Origin of the sequence: Cryobacterium sp. Hz7 (assembly GCF_004402815.1) — a bacterium.
GTDB classification, from domain to species: Bacteria; Actinomycetota; Actinomycetes; order Actinomycetales; family Microbacteriaceae; genus Cryobacterium; species Cryobacterium sandaracinum.
In genome coordinates this window covers 1-16846 of the sequence record NZ_SOFB01000015.1, presented here as the reverse complement: position 1 = coordinate 16846, position 16846 = coordinate 1, and the positions used below count along the sequence as shown (strand labels likewise).

The following is a 16846-nucleotide window of genomic DNA, read 5'->3' as shown; positions in this document are numbered from 1 at the left end:
ACCGAGACCCGTGCCGTGCCTGAGGCGTCGACCGCTGCGGTCGCCGTGGATCTCGTGACGGATGGCGCGGTTGCTTCGGATGTCGCAGATGGCACGACGGATGCCGCTGGCGCGGCCGCTGCCTGCTGCGCCCCTGCCGCGCGCGAAGCGATCGGCGCCGATGAGGCGGAGCGGCTCGCCCGGTTGCTGAAGGCCGTGGCCGACCCGGCCCGATTGCGTCTGGTCTCGCTGGTGGCCGCGCACGACGATATGGAGGCCTGCGTCTGCGACCTCACCGAACCCCTCGGGCTCAGTCAGCCCACCGTGTCACACCACCTCAAAGTGCTGGTGGATGCCGGTATCCTGACCCGCGACAAGCGTGGCACCTGGGCGTACTACCGGCTCGTGCCGGGCGCGCTCGGCACGCTGGCGGATCGGGTGCTCGGGCTCTGAATTTGCGGCTCTGCGGGTGCGGCTGTGCGTTTGCGGAGCAGAGTTTGCGGCTCCGAGGTTGCTGTGCTGAGTTTGCGGTGCTGCGCGTGCGGGCTAAGCTAAATGGTTGAGCTTTCGGGCGATCGCGCGTGGCGTCGATCCTGGGCTGCCGGCCGGAACATCCGTGACCGAACTGCGCAAGCCCATTGCTTTATCAGGATACCGAGATATCCTCAGCACTTGTGCGCGAAGCCCCACGCCGTGCGGCGCACTTGGACACTTCCTCTGAGGGAGCGTCGTTCCCCGTGGGATTGCTCTGCGCTGTGAGCGCATTCTCCGTCTGAGTGAGGTTCCGGCCCCCTCACCCGAACCGCGTAACCGCGCCGACGAGAGTTCTCACCATGCCCATTTTTCTCCTGTTCCCTGCCCGCCGCGTTTCGGCGGAAGGTGCCTATGCAGACGCCTAGGCTCAACAGGTTGCCCAGGCTCACCAGATTCACCCTGATCCCGCGTCAGGCCGCCGCCGGCGCATTCGCGATGCTTTTCGCCGGACTGCTCACGGTGGTCCTCGGCATTCCCGCACAGGCCTCGGAACTCGATGTCTACGGCTGGCTGCCGCCGGCCGCCGTGGAAGAATCGGTGCGGGCCTCCGCGGATGGCTCAGCGCATGCCGCCGAGTCCGATCCCGCCGCGCGTGCTGCCGCCGCCCCTGATGCCTCCGCCGCCGAAGCGTCGCTACAGAGCCTGATGCCGAGTGCGGCGGCCACCGCCACCGTGCAGCGCGACGGTTTCACGGTCACTGATGCGCCGAAGCCCGAACCCATGCCTACCGCCCCTGCTGCGGTTCCTAGTGCTAACGATGCGGCTGCTCCGGCCGCCGCTGGTGCAGCCGTGCAGTGGCCCTTCCCGGGCTCGGTTCGCCTCTCCGATCCCTATGGCCCGCGCGATGCACCCTGCGGGGACTGCTCGACGTTCCATAAGGGGCTCGATATGCTTCCCGGCGAGGGTGCACCTGCCCAGGCGGTTGCGGACGGCGTCGTGCGTGAAGTCTCCGCCACGGACAACGGCGGCTTCGGCGTCTACGCGATCGTCGACCACACCGTCGATGGACAGCTTGTCAGCAGCGTCTATGCGCACTTCCAGGCCGGCTCGCTGCAGGTCTCCGCGGGACAGTCCGTGGGCGTGGGCACGCACCTGGGCAACGTGGGCAGCACCGGTGAGAGCACCGGCCCGCACCTGCATTTCGAGATCCTGATCGACGGGATCACCCCGACGGATCCGTACGCCTGGCTGTCGCAGCGCGCCGGCCCGATGTAGTCGCGAGGGGCGCGCAAGTTCCTCGGGGTGCGCCGTTTGCGCGGTTTGCGCGGTCTGCGCGGGGGTCGCTGCGTGCCGGCTGGAGCCCGTGCGGGGGTGGAAGGCCCGGCTCAGGCCAGCAAGTGCCCGGCTCAAGCCGCCTCTCCGGTTCAGTTCTGCGGCATTGTCCTGCTTGGCCCGCAGCATCCGCCCCGAACGCATTCGACGGAGATTTTGCCGATTCACCCCCGAATCGTCGAAACCGGCCTACGGGCAGCAAAATCTCCGTCGAATTGGTTCCCACCCGGGCTCCTGGGTGCCGAAGTGGGTGGCGGTAGCGGTAGCGGTGGCGGTGGCGGTGGCGGTGGGTTGCGGGCTCGTGCGGCAGCGGCTCAGGCCGGCGTTGCCGGGAGGTCGAAGTAGAGATGGGCGTGAGCGCGGCATCCGTCGTTGAAGGCGGCACCGCACGCAGGGCACGCGGTGGTTGCCCGGTAGTCGGCGATCGAGAGTGTGCCGCGGCAGACTCCGCAGAGGATGGCGTGCTCGGCCCAGAGGTCGGCCGGCCAGAGCCGGGCGGCATGGGTTTCACCGGCGGAGTGGCACTGGTAGCACGGGTAGAAGCGCCCGCAGCAGAAGAATCTGATCGCCACGACGTCGAGCGCGGAACGGTAGTGCACGCAGCGGGTCTGGGCGTCGACGGTCTGTCCGTGGATCTGCATGGTGGTCCTTCGTGCGAGAGACGATCGCGACTGCACGTGGGGGCGGGGCGGCGCCGGGGGTGAGGCCGGGGCGTCGGGAGTGAGGCCGGGGCGCCTCGCGGTGCCCCGAACCCCAGGCGCTACCCGGCGGTGGCCTGCGCTGTTACGAAGGCCTCGAAGGCGGCCGGGTCGTCGAGGGCGCCGGGGTAGGAGACGCCGTTGACGAGCACGGTGGGCGTGCCCTTGACCTGCTCGATGTCGGCGTTGGGAAGAGGGCCGTCGAGGGCGCGTTTAGTGGCGGTGCCGACCCAGGCGGCGAAGGTGTTCTCCGTGATGCAGGTGGCGACCTTCTCGTCGGTGACGCCCGCACTCGTGGCCAGGCTGACCAGGTCTTCGTCGGTCAGGCCCTCGGTGTTCTCCGCGGGCTGGTTCGCGAACAGGGCCGCGTTCAGGGCGAGCACGTTCTCGGGCTCATAGTTGGCGACGCACGCGACGGCGGCCGCGGCCCGGGTCGGGTACTTGCTACCGGCCGAAACCGGATCGAGGATTGAGATCGGGTGCAGCTCGAGCGTGGCGGTGCCCGCGGCGACCCAGCCGGCGATCTGCTCGCCGTTCGTGGTTTCGAACTGGCCGCAGAAGGGGCAGAGATAGTCCGCGTAGACCACGATGTTGGCGGTGTCGCCGAGGGTTGTCGGGTCGGTTGCGATGGGGTTCTCGTCGGCGGCCACGGAGACGGTCTCAACCGGGACGATGTTGGTGCCGTCGCCGCCGAGCAGCACGCCGTCGCTGGCCATGTTGAGCGGGCCCGGCGCCGCAGGTCCCTGGCTGCCGACCACGACGAGGGCCACGACCACGGCAGCCGCGATCAGGCCGGCGCCGATGCCGCCGCGCAGAAGCCAGCGGTTGCGCTTCTCCTTTTTCTGCTGCTCCTCGCGGAGCTGGCGGGCGCTTTCACGCGCCATCTCGCGGCGATCCTTCTTGGGGGGGACAGGTTTGCCGTAGACATTACTCATGAACTAATGCACCGTTTCGTTGCGACTGGCAGGTAGCTCCAAGGTTAGAGGGTCCGTCTCCGGGGGAGGTGCAGCGGGGCTGTGAGGGGGCTGTGAGCGCCGTGCGGAGAACCGAGTCGTCGCCCGCGCGGTCGATCAGCGGTGGTTGGGGCTAATTCAGGAGAAAACGGATGCCGGCGGCTGGGCGCCGCGGGAATCGGGGGCCCGGATCGCGGCACCCGTCGATTCTCCTGAGTTAGCCACACCGCTGCGCCCGGTTCCCGTGGCCGGCCACCCCGAGTACGCGGGTGACCTGGCTGACACGCCGATCCCCGTTTTCCTGGGCGGCCCGGCTGTGCGTACGATCGAGGTCGCGAACCCGCTGGACGGTCCGGCCGAGACCGTCACGGTCCCCGACCGGTCGAGTCCGGCGGCCGGGCGGAGCCCCTCACGGTGCACAACGGTTCGCCGACACCGTTCCGAGCTCGGCGGCCGGGCGCCGGCACCGCGGCATCCGTTTTCGGAACGGCGACACTCACCCTGATGACCAGTGGAAATGCTGACTACCGCGACCCCGGACTCGTTTTCCCCGAGGGGTTCCTTTTCGGTTTGCCACCGCGAGCAGCCAGATCGAGGGTGCCTTCAACGAGGACGGCCGCGGCCCGTCGATCTGGGACACCCTCAGCCGCACCCCCGGCAAGGATCTGAACGGCGACACCGGCGACGTAGCCTCCGACCACTGCCACTGCCACTGCCACTGCCACTGCCACCGCCTCGACGAAGACCTCGATCTGATGGTGTCGCTCGGTCTGCACGCCTACCGGTCCTCGATTGCGTGGTCCCGCATCCAGCCGATCTGCCGCGGTCCGGCGAACGAGAAGGGGCTGGCGTTCTCTGGGCGTCTCGTCGACGGGCTGCTGGCCCGGGGCATCCGCCCGATCGCGACTCTGTACCACCGGGACCTGCCGCAGGCGCTCAAAGACGAGGGCCCGGAGTAGGTCCCAGCTTCCGGCAGTGGACCGGTGCACGATCGGGCGGATTCCTGCAACTTCCGCGGCGTTCTGTGAATGGGGGAATAGGCGCCGGTGTGGTTGCCTTGACAGTGAGGGCGGTTCCGTGTTCCGCTGCTGGTGCTGACGCCCGTGATGCGGTGCCGCTAACGAAATCAGACCAGCACGCAGAGCCCCATCGATACCGAGGATCAATACTTTCGTGAGCACCGCCGCCATCACCGTCATCACCGCCGCCGACCTGAGGTCGGCCGCGAAGCATCCCGGCGACGCTCTCTCCCGCGGCCAGCGCCTGGTCTACATCCTCGTGCTCGGCGCCCTCACGGCGCTCGGCCCGTTCACGATCGACCTGTACCTGCCGGCCTTCCCGACCCTGGAGCGTGAGTTCGGCGTATCGGCGGCCGCCATCCAGCTGACCCTCACCGGCACCATGATCGGGTTCGGGTTCGGCCAGCTTGTGGTCGGCCCGTGGAGTGACAAGGTCGGGCGCCGACTGCCGCTGATGCTCGCGACCGGCTTCCACATTCTGGCGAGTGTCGGCGCCGCCCTCTCCCAGGACATCGTCTGGCTCGGGGTCTTCCGTCTGCTGCAGGGCTTCGGCGCCGCGGCCGGCGCGGTCGTCGCCCTGGCGATGGTGCGCGACCTGTTCGGCGGCAAGCCGCTCGTGAAGATGCTTTCCCGCCTCGCGCTGATCAGCGGCCTGGCCCCCGTGCTGGCCCCGGTCATCGGCTCGCAGCTGCTGCTGGTGATGAGCTGGCGCGGCATCTTCTGGGTGCTCGCCGCCTACGGTGCGGTCGTGATCCTGGCCGTCGCGTTCTGGATCGTCGAGACGCTGCCGGATGCCGAGCGCCACACCAAGGGGCACAGTTCCCTCGGTCAGCGCTACCGTGCGGTGCTCAGCGACCGGATCTTCGTCGGCGTCGCGATCATCGGGGCGATGACCTTTACAGGTTTGTTCTCCTACCTCTCGGCGTCGTCGTTCCTGTTCCAGCAGGTCTACGATTTCAGCCCGCAGCAGTACGGCGTGCTCTTCGCCGTCAACTCGCTCGGCATCGTGATGGGTGTGCAGCTCAGCTCCCGACTCATGCACCGCTTCAACATCGGCCCGCAGTGGATCATCTCGGTGTCCACCGTGGTGCTCCTGATCACGGCCGCGGCCATCGTGCTGCTCGACCTCGCCGGCGCGGGACTCTGGGGCACCCTGGTGCCGCTGTGGTTCTTCATCGCGGCTTGCGGTTTCACCCTCCCCAGCGTGCAGGTCATCGCCCTGAACGCGCACGCGCATGAGGCCGGAACCGCCGCGTCGCTGCTCGGCGCCGCGAACTTCGGCGTCGCCGGACTGATCTCCCCGATCGTCGGCGTGCTCGGCGTCGGGACAGCGGTTCCGATGGGCGCCGTGATGGGCGTCACCGCCATCGTGTCGATCTTCGCCCTGTGGCTCATCGTGCGCCCCCGGTCGGTGCCCGCGCTGGAGCACTGAGGCCAGATGGGCGCCGGGTAACGGCATCCTTCAGCCTCCGGTCAGTGGTCACTGGTCAGTCGTCAGCGGTCAGTCGTCAGTTGCCGCCGGTGGCTAACTCAGGAGATTTCCGATGGTGTGGCCGAGGTGGCGACGGATGCCGCGTGATTCCGGCATCCGTCGCCACCGGCTTCGCAGATCTCCTGAGTAAGCCCCCGGAGATGCGCGGCAAATGGCCAGGGCGGGAAGCCGCACGCCCGCACCGATCTAGCATGGACAGATGATGAGCGAGCGCGCCCCCGAGACCGCAGCCACCTCCGCCACCCGACGCATCGCCCGCCGGTGGCCTCTGGTCAGCGGGTCCGCAGCGCTGTTGCTGGCCGTGGGGCTCGGCGCCCTGATCGTGCTGCGCGGCAACGGCCGCCCGCTGGAGATCGACGCCGAGTGGATGGATGAGATCCTCGAGCACCGGGCGCCCGTCTGGGAGTATCTCTCGCTCACGATGAACTACCTCGGTGCCGGAATCGCCGGCGTGATCGTGATCCCGGTGCTGATTCTGGTGGCGCTGCTGCTGCTCAAACGGCCGTGGGCGGCCGGCTACTTTGTGGTTGCCACGATCGTGAGCTCGGGACTGGTGCAGGTACTCAAATCACTGTTCGGTCGGGATAGGCCGGAAGACATGCTGGTCATGTCAGATTTCGGATCCTTTCCGTCCGGCCATGTCGCCAATGCGGCGACCATGGCGGTTTGTCTCGGCATCCTCTTCCCGCGCGTCTGGGTTTGGCTGGCCGGCACCCTCTACACGGTTCTGATGATGGTCAGCCGCACCTATCTGGGCGCACACTGGCTCACGGATACGATCGGCGGGCTGCTGCTCGGTGCGTCCGTCGCCGTGCTGCTGTGGGCCCCGGTCGCCGCGAAGCTCCAGGGAGAGCGCGAGTTGGCGGCGCAGCATCCGTCGCCCTTGCGAATTCGACGGAGAAATTCCACATAGAGCCCTTAATCGGGGCAAAATCGCGCGTTTTGGGCAAAATCTCCGTCGAATTGGTTCGGGCAGAGCGCACGGACGCACGGGCGCATCGGCAGCCGCATCGGTAACGGATGCCCCGGGGTAGCGTCGACGCATGAGAATCCTCCTTGTCGGGGCGGGCGGCGTAGGAGACGCGTTCGCGAAGATCATCGCCAGGCGCACGTTCTTCGAGCACGTCATCGTGTGCGACTACGACCTGGCCCGGGCGGAACGCACCATCGTCGCAATCGGCCTGAAGCACGGGCACGCGGCGGCAGCCCGGTTCTCCGCCGAGCAGATCGACGCCGGCGACCCGGACATGGTCGCCGCCGTCGCGCTCAGGCACGGCGCCACCCACGTGATGAACGCGGTCGAGCCGAAGTTCGTGCCCACGGTGTTCGCCGGGGCGCTCGCCGCCGGCTGTGACTACCTCGACATGGCCGTGAGCCTGTCCGAACCGCACCCCACGGACCCCTACCGCCAGACCGGGGTCATGCTCGGCGACGACCAGTTCGCGCAGGCCGCCGACTGGGAGACCGCCGGCCGCCTTGCCCTGGTGGGCATGGGCGTCGAGCCGGGGCTCTCGGATGTCTTCGCCCGCTACGCCTCGGACCACCTGTTTCGGCAGATCGAGGAGCTCGGCACGCGCGACGGTGCCAACCTGGTCGTGCACGACGACGCCGGTAACGAGATCTTCGCGCCATCATTCAGCATCTGGACCACGATCGAGGAGTGCCTGAACCCGCCGTTGATCTTCGAGAAGGACCGCGGCTGGTTCACCACCGAGCCGTTCAGTGAACCGGAGATGTTCGACTTTCCGGAGGGCATCGGCCGGGTCGAATGCGTGAACGTGGAGCACGAGGAGGTGGTGCTGATGCCGCGCTGGCTCGACGCGAATCGGGTCACCTTCAAGTACGGCCTCGGTGAGGAATTCATCGGCGTGTTGAAGACCCTGCACCTGCTCGGCCTCGACCGGGTCGACCCGGTGCGGGTGCGCAGCGCGTCCGGCCCGGCGCTGGTCGCCCCACGCGATGTGGTGGCCGCCTGCCTGCCTGACCCGGCCACGATCGGCCCGCGGATGACCGGCAAAACCTGCGCGGGAGTGTGGGTCACCGGCACGGGTCCGGGCGGCCTGCCGCGCGAGGTCTACCTCTACCACGTCGCCGAAAACGAGTGGACGATGCGCGAATACGACACCCAGTGCGTGGTTTGGCAGACCGCCCTGAACCCGGTGATCGCCCTGGAACTGCTGGCCGCTGGCACCTGGACCGGCATCGGCGTGCTCGGCCCGGAGGCCTTCGATGCGAAGGTGTTCCTCGACCTGATGAGCGCGCCCGAAACCGAGGGCGGCTACGGCCAGCCCTGGGGGATGGAGGACCGGCTGGCGTCCTGAGACGCACTCGACCTTCCGACGTGCCAGGCGGATGCCCGAGCGCATAGCTGCGGCCGCGGCGCGGGTGGTGCGCCGCTACGCGCGTGGCGTGCCATCCGCGCAACGGCGTACCATCCTCGCGACGCGAATCCCGGCAGGGGGGATCGGGATTGCCGCCCGACCGAGCCGGATGCGAGATGATGCTGTGACTGAGCGCGAAACATCCGTCGGAACGAAAGCGGTGCGGGAATGATCAATGGTGATGTCTCCTTCTGGTGGAACCAGCTCGGCCGGCCGGCCAACCGCGACCCGCTGCCCGGGCCGACGACGGCCGATGTGTGCATCGTGGGTGCCGGCTATACCGGGCTGTGGACGGCCTATTACCTGAAGAAGGCGGCCCCGGCGCTTCGGATCGTGATTGTGGAGCAGCGCTTCGCCGGCTACGGAGCGTCAGGGAGGAACGGAGGCTGGCTGACCAACTCGGTCACCGGCGGCCGCGAGCAGTACGTGAAGTCGCACGACCGGGACGCGGCGGCCCGGTTCCAGACCGGCATGAACGAGACCGTGGACGAGGTGATCCGGGTCGCCGAGGCCGAGGGCGTCGACGCCGACATCGTCAAGGGCGGCGAGTTCACCGTGGCCTACGACCAGCCGCAGCAACGAAGGCTGGAGGCATCCGCTCGGTCGGAGCAGGCCTGGGACATGACGGATGTCGAACTCCTCTCCCCGGCGGCTGCGCGCGCCCGTATCGACGTGACCGGTGCCACCGGGGCGATGTGGCACCCGCACTGCGCGCGCATCAACCCCGCCAAACTCGCGGCCGGGCTTGCCCGGGTGGTGGAGGGCCTCGGCGTGGAGATCTTCGAGAATACCCGGGTCAGCGAGATCACGCCGCACCGGGCGATCACCGACCGCGGCGCCGTGGAGGCGGAGTTCGTGGTGCGCGCGACGGAGGGGTTCACGGCGGGCCTGAAGGGACTGCACCGGGCGTGGCTGCCGATGAACTCGTCGCTGATCGCGACCGCGCCGCTCAGCTCGGACGTCTGGCAGAGCATCGGCTGGGCGGGCCGGGAGACCCTCGGTGACATGGCGCACGCCTATATGTACGCGCAGCGCACCATTGACGACCGCATCGCGATCGGCGGTAGGGGCGTGCCGTACCGGTTCGGGTCGCAGACGGATTCCGACGGGCGGACTCCGGCGAGCACGGTGGAGGCGCTGCGAGGCATCCTGACCCGGTTCTTCCCAGTGACGGCTGGCGCGCAGATCGACCACGCCTGGTCGGGGGTGCTCGGCGTGCCGCGCGACTGGGCGGCGACCGTGGGGCTGGACCCGGCGACCGGGCTGGCCTGGGCCGGTGGCTATGTGGGCACCGGGGTGGCGACGACGAACCTCGCCGGGCGCACGCTGACCGACCTGATCCTCGGCAACGACACAGGCCGCACCCGGCTGCCGTGGGTGAACCACCGGGTGCGTAACTGGGAGCCGGAGCCGCTGCGCTGGCTCGCCGTGCACGCGCTCTACCGCGCCTACTCGTTGGCCGACCATGCCGAGCTGACCCGGCGGCGGACGACATCGCCGATCGCGTCGGTCGCGGACGTGGTCTCGGGTCGAGGACACTAGCGCGGGCGCTCGTGCCGCGCGGCTGTCCCGGTGCGGCCCGGTGCGTGCCCGGTGCGTGAACCGATTCGACGGAGATTTTGCCGATAACAGCTGGTTTGGGGCCGAAAACCTGTCTTCCGGGCAAAATCTCCGTCGAATTAGCACGGTGGCCGGCTGCCGGGAACCGGGCCTGGTGTGGTCTACTCAACGCATGAGCGTTGAGCCGGGGGTTTCGCAGCAAGCCGTGCGGCAGGCGGAGGCCGCCGCGGATGCAGCCGCCGAGGCTGCCGGGGTGACCGTGCGGCAGGCTGAACCCCGCGACCTGGCCGCGGTGATCGGCCTGTTCGAGCGCACCTGGGGCGTGGGCCACAGCCCCGACAGGTCGATGCTCCTGGCGCTCGACTTCGCCGGCAACACCGTGATGGTGGCGACCAAGGCCGGCAAACCGGTCGGCGCGACGCTCGGCTTCCTCGGCTGGACCGACGGCATCCACCTGCACTCGCACATGGCAGCGGTCGTGCCGTGGCAGCGCGGCAGTGGGGTCGGCTACGCGCTCAAACTGTTCCAGCGGGCACTCTGTCTGCAGCACGGCGTCGCAGACATGCGCTGGACTTTCGACCCGCTGATCCGCCGCAACGCGCACTTCAACCTGGTCAAGCTGGGCGCCGAGGTGGTGCGCTTCCTGCCGGATTTCTACGGCCGGCTCGACGACGTCATCACCGGCAGCGACCGGAGTGACCGGTTCGAGGTGCGGTGGCGACTCGATTCTCCGCGCACCCTCCGGGCACTGGCCGGCGAACTCCCCCCAGTCTGGTCGGGCAGCGACTCGCTGTCTCTTGACGTGGACTTCGAGCGGCTGCGCGCCGACGACCCGGCCGAGGCCGTCCGGCGCCGGGACGAGTCCCGGACACTGTTCCAGAACAACCTGTCTCGCGGGATGCGCCCCGAGCTCACTGAGAACAACGATTACATCTTCACACCGGATGTCCCCGATCGCCGGCCGGCCCCCGACTGAGCCTCGTCGGCCCTGCCCGCCCTGCCCGCCCTGCGCGCCGTGCGAATTCGACGGAGATTTTGCCCGTAAACCCGGTTTTCCGACCCAAAACATCCGTTTCGGCCAAAATCTCCGTCGAATTGGTTCGGGAGCGCAGCCCCCGCGCCAGACAAGGCGGCGCACTCCGCGCCAGCCGTCACCCCGGGCCAGCCGTCACTCCGTCCCAGATCGAGATGGCGATCTTGCCTCGGGTGTGTTCCTCGCCGAAGTGGTGCAGGGCGTCGGCGGTCCGGCTCAGTGGGTAGGTCGTCTCGATCCGGGGAGCGACCTTGGCCGAGTCGATCAGCTCGCGAATCACATCGAGATCGGTGGCGCTGGCCGACGCCACGAGCGGGCGGAGGCTCTGGCGCGAAAAGACTCCCAGGGCCGATGCGGCGAGGATGCGCCCGATCGGGCCGAGCAGACGACCGCCTGCAGCGGAGGACAGCACCAGCGTTCCGCGTGGGGTGAGCGCGCGGCGGCAGTCGGACAGGGAGCGATTGCCGATGAGATCGAAAATCACCTCGTACTGCCGACCCTTGGCCGTGAAATCCTCGGAGGTGTAGTCGATCACGTGGTCGGCGCCCAGGCCGCGGGCCAGCTCGGCGTTCCGAGTGCTGCAGACGGCCGTCACCTCAGCCCCGAAGGCTTTCGCAAGCTGCACGGCGAACGATCCGACCCCGCCGGATGCGCCGTTGACCAGAATCCGATCGCGCGGCTGCAGGTTCGCGGCATCCCGGAGTCCCTGCAGCGCCGTGGTCGCGGCGATTGGCACCGTCGCCGCCTGCTCGAAGGTGAGCGTGGCAGGCTTGCGGGCAACCACCTTCTCGGTCGCCACCGTGAATTCCGCGAAGCTGCCCGCATTGACCTCCGCGTAGACCTCATCATTCACGGCGACGCGTCGCACGGCGCTGCCGACGGCCACGACCACTCCCGCGGCATCTCGTCCCCGGACCGCGATGCGGGGTGCCCGCAAACCGAACGCGAGCCGCACGAGATAGGGCTCGCCGTGCATCAGCAGCCAGTCGGCCGCATTCACGGATGCCGCGTGGACGCGGATCAGCACTTCGTCGGCACGGGGCACCGGCATGGGGACATCGGTGTACTCGAGGGTCTCGGGCCCGCCGTAGGCCCGCTGGATGATCGCTTTCATGGCACCCTTTCTGGTGTAACACTATAGTGTGTGATACACAGTACAGTGCGACTTACAAAACCGAAACCCGACAACACCAAATCCCCACACACCAACCCTCGGAAAGGATCCGATCCCATGATGCTGCTCACTCCACTCCCGCGGCCCGTGCTGCTCTCCACGCTCTGGATCGTTCTGCTGTTCAACTACCTCTACTGCGACGTGCTCGGGCTCTACGACCCGGCACACCTCGTCGACCTCGAGACCGGCACCCTCGGCGGCGGGCCCTTCACACCCGGCAAGCTGGTCGCGGCCGGGGTGCTGATGCAGATCCCCATCGCGATGGTTCTTCTCGCTCGCGTGGTGCGCCACGGACTGAACCGCTGGATCAATGTGGGCGCCGCATCTGTTATGGCCGCGGTTCAGGTCTCCACGCTGTTCCTCGGCACACCGCCCACGCCGGTCTACCTGTTCTTCTCCGCGATCGAGATCACGCTGCTGCTGGCCATTGTCGTCCTCGCGGCATCCTGGACCCGCTCCAGAGAGCGGGCGGCGCACGACCGGGCCCTTGCGGGTGTGTGACGCACACTAATGTGTACAAGTGCTCAACGAAGAAGAACTCGCCACCCACCGGCAGGAGTTGCGGCGCGGCACCATCGTGCTCGCCTGCCTGGTGCTGCTAACGCAGCCCAACTACGGCTACGCCCTGCTTACGGCCCTCGAATCCCAGGGGTTCGCGGTGGATGCCAACACCCTGTACCCACTGCTGCGGCGCCTGGAGAAGCAGGGTCTCCTCACGAGCGAGTGGAACACCGACGAGTCCCGACCGCGCAAGTTCTACGTCACGAGTGAGGAGGGGGTGGGTCTCGCCGCCACCCTCACCACCGACTGGAACGAATTGAACATGGCATTCCGATCCCTCACGGAGACATCATGACCACCCCGTTCACCCCGTCCACCCTCACCGACCGCTTCGTCACCGAAGCGCTGCGCGGCCTGCCTGCGCGGCAGCGTGCTGACATTGAAGCCGAACTGCGCACCCTGATCGCCGACGCAATCGAGGATCGCCTGGAGGCGGGAACGGATGCCGTGGCCGCCGAACACACCGTGCTCGCCGAGCTGGGCGCACCGCGCCGGCTGGCCGCCCGGTACTCGGAGAAGCCCACCTACCTCGTGGGACCGGATCTCTACTTCGACTACGTGCGCGTGCTCACGGTGCTGCTCTCGACCGTGGTGCCGATCTGGTTCCTGTTCAGAGGCATCGTCACTTTTGTCGCCGGCTCGTCGGCTGGTGAAACGGTGGGCGTCGCCGTCACCGGTGCAATCGAGACGGCCATGTCGATCGCGTTCTTCACGACGGTGATCTTCGCGATCATCGAGCGCACATCGGCGATGCGGTCAAGGCGCACAGTGGTCTGGGATCCGGCATCCCTGCCCGAGGTCCTGGACAAGCGCGGCTATTTCACGGAGCTCGTCGGCGGAATCAGCTTTCTCGTGATCATCGCCAGCGTGCTGATCTGGCTGCAGACGGTGGGTGCGGTCGAGGGGCGGGACAGCGCACTCATCGGTCCGATTGCGACGGAATTGTGGACATCCGGGGCGTTCTATATCGCGCTTTTCTATGCCGCTGTCAGCATCAGTTTTCACCTGTTCGCGTATTACACGGGATGGTCGGTGTCGAATGCGATGGCGACCATCGTGCTGGACGTTCTCTTCGTCGTTCCAGCGGTCTGGCTCACGGCGAGCGGCCGGCTGCTCAACCCGGACTATTTCGATGCCGTCGGCTGGCCGCAGGGCGTCGGGGTCGTCACGGCCATCGTGGTGGTCGTCGTGCTGCTGTTCTCCGCCCTGGACTCCATTGATGCAATCGTGCGCGCGACCCGGAAACGGCGCACTCGCTGAGCCGTGATTCGCAGAGTGCGAAGAGCGGATGCCGCGCTACTCCCCGCGCCGGGTGAAGCGTCGCTCGAACCAGTAGAGCAGTTCGGGGCGCACCCGGTTCAGGTCCTGCAGGGTCATCGGTTCGGGCACCCGCACCATGGGTACGCCGAGCTGATCGACCACCGTGTCCATGGCGCCGCGCGAGTAGTACTGCCCGCGCATGCGCACCAGCAGTCGGCCGTCGGTGCCGGTGACGAAAAGCTGCGGCTGCGTGTCGAGCGCCCCGCTCCGGTAGAGGTCGAGCAGCACGACGCTGCCGATCTCGTCCGCGGAGAAGTCCTTGACCAGGCCCATGAAGCCGCGCTCCGAGATGCCCTCGGCATCGACACGGATGATGGTGCGAGTGTAGGCGAGATAGGCAAGGCCGCAGATGCTCAGGAGCACAACCTGGGCGATGGCAACCGGACGCCAGGTGCCGTTGGGGATGCTGAGCCAGAAGAGCACGGCTGAGATGGGTGCGGCAAGGGCCAGGACGGAAAGCCCCGACTGCACCAGCAACCGGCCGTGGGGCCGCAATGCGTGCGTGTGCATACGCACACCCCCGTTGAATCTCACCCTTGGTTCCCCCTCGCCGGTGTACACAGATTATCTCGGATTTTGCGTGAGTGCGGCAGTCACCGATAGGGGGGGTGCCGTGTCGAAACCGGAACAGACGACGGATGCCCGTGAACCGTATAGTGAGCGGGTGCCATCCTTGTCTCTCCGAAGAAGCGGTCCGCGCGTGCCGCGCGCCCGGCTGCATCCGGCGCAAGTCGTGGTCGCCGGATTCGCCGCCGCCATCCTGATCGGCACGGTGCTGCTGATGATCCCGATCGCGACGCCCGGCCCCGGCGGCACCCCGCTCCTGATCGCGGCTTTCACGGCCACGTCGGCCGTTTGCGTGACCGGGCTGACCGTCGTCGATACCGCGACGTTCTGGACGCCGTTCGGCCAGGTCATCATCCTGGCCCTGATCCAGGTCGGCGGCTTCGGGATCATGACGTTCGCCTCGGTCATCGGGCTCGCCGTGATCCGCAAGATGTCCCTTCGGTCCCGCATGACGGCGGCCGCCGAGGTCAAGAGCTTCGGGCTCGAGGATGTCCGCGGGCTGGTTCTCGGCGTCGTGCGCATCTCCCTGATCGTGGAGTCCATCGTGGCGGTGCTGCTGAGCCTGCGGTTTTGGATCGGGTACGGCGAAGCGCCGGGCCGGGCCATCTGGCTCGGCGTGTTCCACTCCGTGTCCTCGTTCAACAACGCGGGCTTCGCCCTGTTCAGCGACAACCTCATCTCCTATGCGACGGACCCGTTCATCTGCCTGCCCATCGCCGCCGCCGTGATCCTCGGCGGCCTGGGCTTCCCGGTGATCATGCAGCTGCGCAAGCACTTCCGGAACCCGCTGAAGTGGTCGATGAACACCCGCATCGTGCTGGCCGGAACGATCACACTTCTGGTCGCGGGCACTGTCTACATCACCGGCGTGGAGTGGAACAACCCGGGCACGCTCGGACCGCTGGACTGGCCGAGCAAACTCCTGGTGGGATTCTTCCAATCGGTGCAGACGCGCACAGCCGGGTTCAACAGCCTCGACATCGGGGCGATGGATTCCGCGAGCCTGCTCGGCATGGACGTGCTCATGCTGATCGGCGGAGGCCCGGCCGGCACCGCCGGCGGCATCAAGATCACCACCTTCGCTGTGCTGTTCTTCATCCTGCTGACCGAAATCCGTGGCGAGGTGGCCGTGAACGTCTTCGGCAAGCGCCTCTCCCGGGCCGTGCACCGTCAGGCGATCACCATCGTGCTCCTGGCGGTTGCGGTGATCACGGTCTCCACGGTCGCCCTGATGCTGATCACCGATATCGGCCTCGATGCCCTTCTGTTCGAAGCGATCTCCGCGTTCGGCACGGTGGGGCTCTCCACCGGGATCACCGCGGGTCTGCCCCCGGCCGGTCATATCATCCTGATGCTGCTCATGTTCATCGGTCGTCTGGGTCCCATCGCCTTCGCCTCGGCGCTCGCCCTGCGGGACCGCCCCACCGGGTATGAATTACCGAAAGAGAGGCCCATCATTGGCTAAATTTTCCCTGTTCGGGCACCAGCAGCCTGCGCGTATGGCCGAAGAGGATGCGATCGTCGTGATCGGCCTGGGTCGGTTCGGCAGCGCCCTTGCACTCGAGCTGATGGCCAGCGGCAGCGAGGTGCTCGGCATCGACGGAGACGAGGAGATCGTGCAGGCGCACAACGGCCTGCTCACCCACGTCATGCGCGCCGACTCGACCAAAGAGGAGACGCTCCGCCAACTCTCGGTGCCGGACTTCAGCAGCGCGGTCGTCGCGATCGGCGGCGATATCCAGGCGAACATCCTCACCGCGAGCCTGTTGCTCAAGCTGGGCATCCCGAATATCTGGGCCAAGGCGGTCAGCGACCCACACGGTGAGATCCTGCGCCAGATCGGCGTCAAGCACGTCATCTACCCCGAGAAGGACATGGGCAAAAGGGTGGCCCACCTCGTGCGCGGGGTGATGCAGGACTACATCGAGATCGACGAGAACTTCGCCCTCGTGAAGACGAACCCGCCGCAGGAGATCATCGGCGTGCCGCTCGGAAAATCGAGCGTGCGCACCATCCACGGGATCACCGTCACGGCATTCAACCGCCCCGGCAAGGGCTGGAGCTACACGACCCTTGACACGACGTTGGAGGCCGACGACGTCATTCTGATCGCCGGCGACGTGCGCAAGGTGGAGTCCTTCAGCCGCCTCAGGTAGCTGATGCCGTTGGCCTTCCCGGTCGGCGAGGAGCTGGGTGCGGCGGGGCTGGGTTGGGTTGGGCTGGGTGCGGCGCGGCGCGGCTGGGTGCGGCTGGGCCGGGCTGGGTGCGGCTGGGCCGGGCGCCGCGCGGCTGGGTGCGGCTGG

The 16846-nt window shown here is 67.7% G+C and carries 17 protein-coding genes and 1 pseudogene; 14 read left to right on the top strand and 4 right to left on the bottom strand.

The genetic code is table 11. The features are described 5' to 3' along the window. Positions 1 to 54 precede the first annotated feature (54 nt). Together E3N86_RS03940 and E3N86_RS03935 are read left to right on the top strand one after the other, a co-directional pair. The gene (locus E3N86_RS03940) at positions 55 to 432 is read left to right on the top strand and encodes a metalloregulator ArsR/SmtB family transcription factor (protein ID WP_233191100.1); all 378 of its coding nucleotides are present in this window, start codon (positions 55 to 57) and stop codon (positions 430 to 432) included. Between the two features lie 456 nt (positions 433 to 888). Then, positions 889 to 1728 (top strand): M23 family metallopeptidase, encoded by an 840-nt coding sequence (locus E3N86_RS03935; RefSeq protein WP_241985933.1) that lies wholly within the window; start codon positions 889 to 891, stop codon positions 1726 to 1728. A 371-nt stretch (positions 1729 to 2099) separates the two neighbouring features. Here E3N86_RS03935 and E3N86_RS03925 read toward each other — a convergent pair whose 3' ends face one another. After that, the gene (locus E3N86_RS03925) at positions 2100 to 2426 is read right to left on the bottom strand and encodes a CHY zinc finger protein (protein WP_134373955.1); all 327 of its coding nucleotides are present in this window, start codon (positions 2424 to 2426) and stop codon (positions 2100 to 2102) included. 119 nt (positions 2427 to 2545) lie between these two features. Then, positions 2546 to 3367, bottom strand: a complete 822-nt coding sequence (locus E3N86_RS03920) for a thioredoxin domain-containing protein (protein ID WP_166784997.1) — start codon at positions 3365 to 3367, stop codon at positions 2546 to 2548. A gap of 196 nt (positions 3368 to 3563) precedes the next feature. Between E3N86_RS03920 and E3N86_RS03915 the strand changes: the two genes are divergently transcribed. The 7 genes and pseudogenes from E3N86_RS03915 to E3N86_RS03885 all read left to right on the top strand — a co-directional run bounded on the left by E3N86_RS03915 (position 3564) and on the right by E3N86_RS03885 (position 10864). Then, complete coding sequence (locus tag E3N86_RS03915; RefSeq protein ID WP_134511365.1) at positions 3564 to 3941, top strand: hypothetical protein; 378 nt, start codon at positions 3564 to 3566, stop codon at positions 3939 to 3941. Next, a pseudogene (locus tag E3N86_RS03910) lies at positions 3941 to 4386 on the top strand (family 1 glycosylhydrolase); the annotation flags it as partial. The gene E3N86_RS03915 and the pseudogene E3N86_RS03910, both read left to right, overlap by 1 nt. 223 nt (positions 4387 to 4609) lie before the next feature. Next, positions 4610 to 5887, top strand: a complete 1278-nt coding sequence (locus E3N86_RS03905; protein ID WP_241980772.1) for a multidrug effflux MFS transporter — start codon at positions 4610 to 4612, stop codon at positions 5885 to 5887. A 259-nt stretch (positions 5888 to 6146) separates the two neighbouring features. Continuing rightward, positions 6147 to 6860, top strand: coding sequence for a phosphatase PAP2 family protein (locus tag E3N86_RS03900; RefSeq protein WP_241980773.1), 714 nt, complete (start codon positions 6147 to 6149; stop codon positions 6858 to 6860). Between the two features lie 130 nt (positions 6861 to 6990). After that, positions 6991 to 8268 (top strand): saccharopine dehydrogenase family protein, encoded by a 1278-nt coding sequence (locus tag E3N86_RS03895; protein WP_104099227.1) that lies wholly within the window; start codon positions 6991 to 6993, stop codon positions 8266 to 8268. A 228-nt stretch (positions 8269 to 8496) separates the two neighbouring features. After that, positions 8497 to 9870, top strand: a complete 1374-nt coding sequence (locus E3N86_RS03890) for an FAD-binding oxidoreductase (protein WP_134511364.1) — start codon at positions 8497 to 8499, stop codon at positions 9868 to 9870. 190 nt (positions 9871 to 10060) lie between these two features. Then, complete coding sequence (locus tag E3N86_RS03885; protein WP_104099225.1) at positions 10061 to 10864, top strand: GNAT family N-acetyltransferase; 804 nt, start codon at positions 10061 to 10063, stop codon at positions 10862 to 10864. Between the two features lie 175 nt (positions 10865 to 11039). Here E3N86_RS03885 and E3N86_RS03880 read toward each other — a convergent pair whose 3' ends face one another. Then, positions 11040 to 12035 carry an NAD(P)-dependent alcohol dehydrogenase gene (locus tag E3N86_RS03880; protein ID WP_134511363.1) on the bottom strand — a complete coding sequence of 332 codons (996 nt, stop codon included), beginning with the start codon at positions 12033 to 12035 and terminating at the stop codon, positions 11040 to 11042. A gap of 117 nt (positions 12036 to 12152) precedes the next feature. On the opposite strand from E3N86_RS03880, the gene E3N86_RS03875 reads away from it, so the two are divergent. The 3 genes from E3N86_RS03875 to E3N86_RS03865 are packed head-to-tail and all read left to right on the top strand — an operon-like array spanning position 12153 to position 13916. Continuing rightward, positions 12153 to 12596, top strand: coding sequence for a DUF6326 family protein (locus tag E3N86_RS03875; protein WP_174721905.1), 444 nt, complete (start codon positions 12153 to 12155; stop codon positions 12594 to 12596). Positions 12597 to 12615: 19 nt separating this feature from the next. Next, entirely contained in the window at positions 12616 to 12951 is a 336-nt protein-coding gene (locus E3N86_RS03870) for a PadR family transcriptional regulator (RefSeq protein ID WP_134373967.1), read from the top strand. Further along, positions 12948 to 13916, top strand: coding sequence for a permease prefix domain 1-containing protein (locus tag E3N86_RS03865; RefSeq protein WP_134511362.1), 969 nt, complete (start codon positions 12948 to 12950; stop codon positions 13914 to 13916). The genes E3N86_RS03870 and E3N86_RS03865 overlap by 4 nt, the downstream gene beginning before the upstream one ends. A gap of 36 nt (positions 13917 to 13952) precedes the next feature. Here E3N86_RS03865 and E3N86_RS03860 read toward each other — a convergent pair whose 3' ends face one another. After that, positions 13953 to 14486 (bottom strand): hypothetical protein, encoded by a 534-nt coding sequence (locus E3N86_RS03860; protein WP_166784996.1) that lies wholly within the window; start codon positions 14484 to 14486, stop codon positions 13953 to 13955. 190 nt (positions 14487 to 14676) lie between these two features. On the opposite strand from E3N86_RS03860, the gene E3N86_RS03855 reads away from it, so the two are divergent. Then, complete coding sequence (locus E3N86_RS03855) at positions 14677 to 16008, top strand: TrkH family potassium uptake protein (protein ID WP_241980774.1); 1332 nt, start codon at positions 14677 to 14679, stop codon at positions 16006 to 16008. Positions 16009 to 16042: 34 nt separating this feature from the next. Then, entirely contained in the window at positions 16043 to 16699 is a 657-nt protein-coding gene (locus tag E3N86_RS03850; RefSeq protein WP_134511361.1) for a TrkA family potassium uptake protein, read from the top strand. Positions 16700 to 16846: the final 147 nt, after the last annotated feature.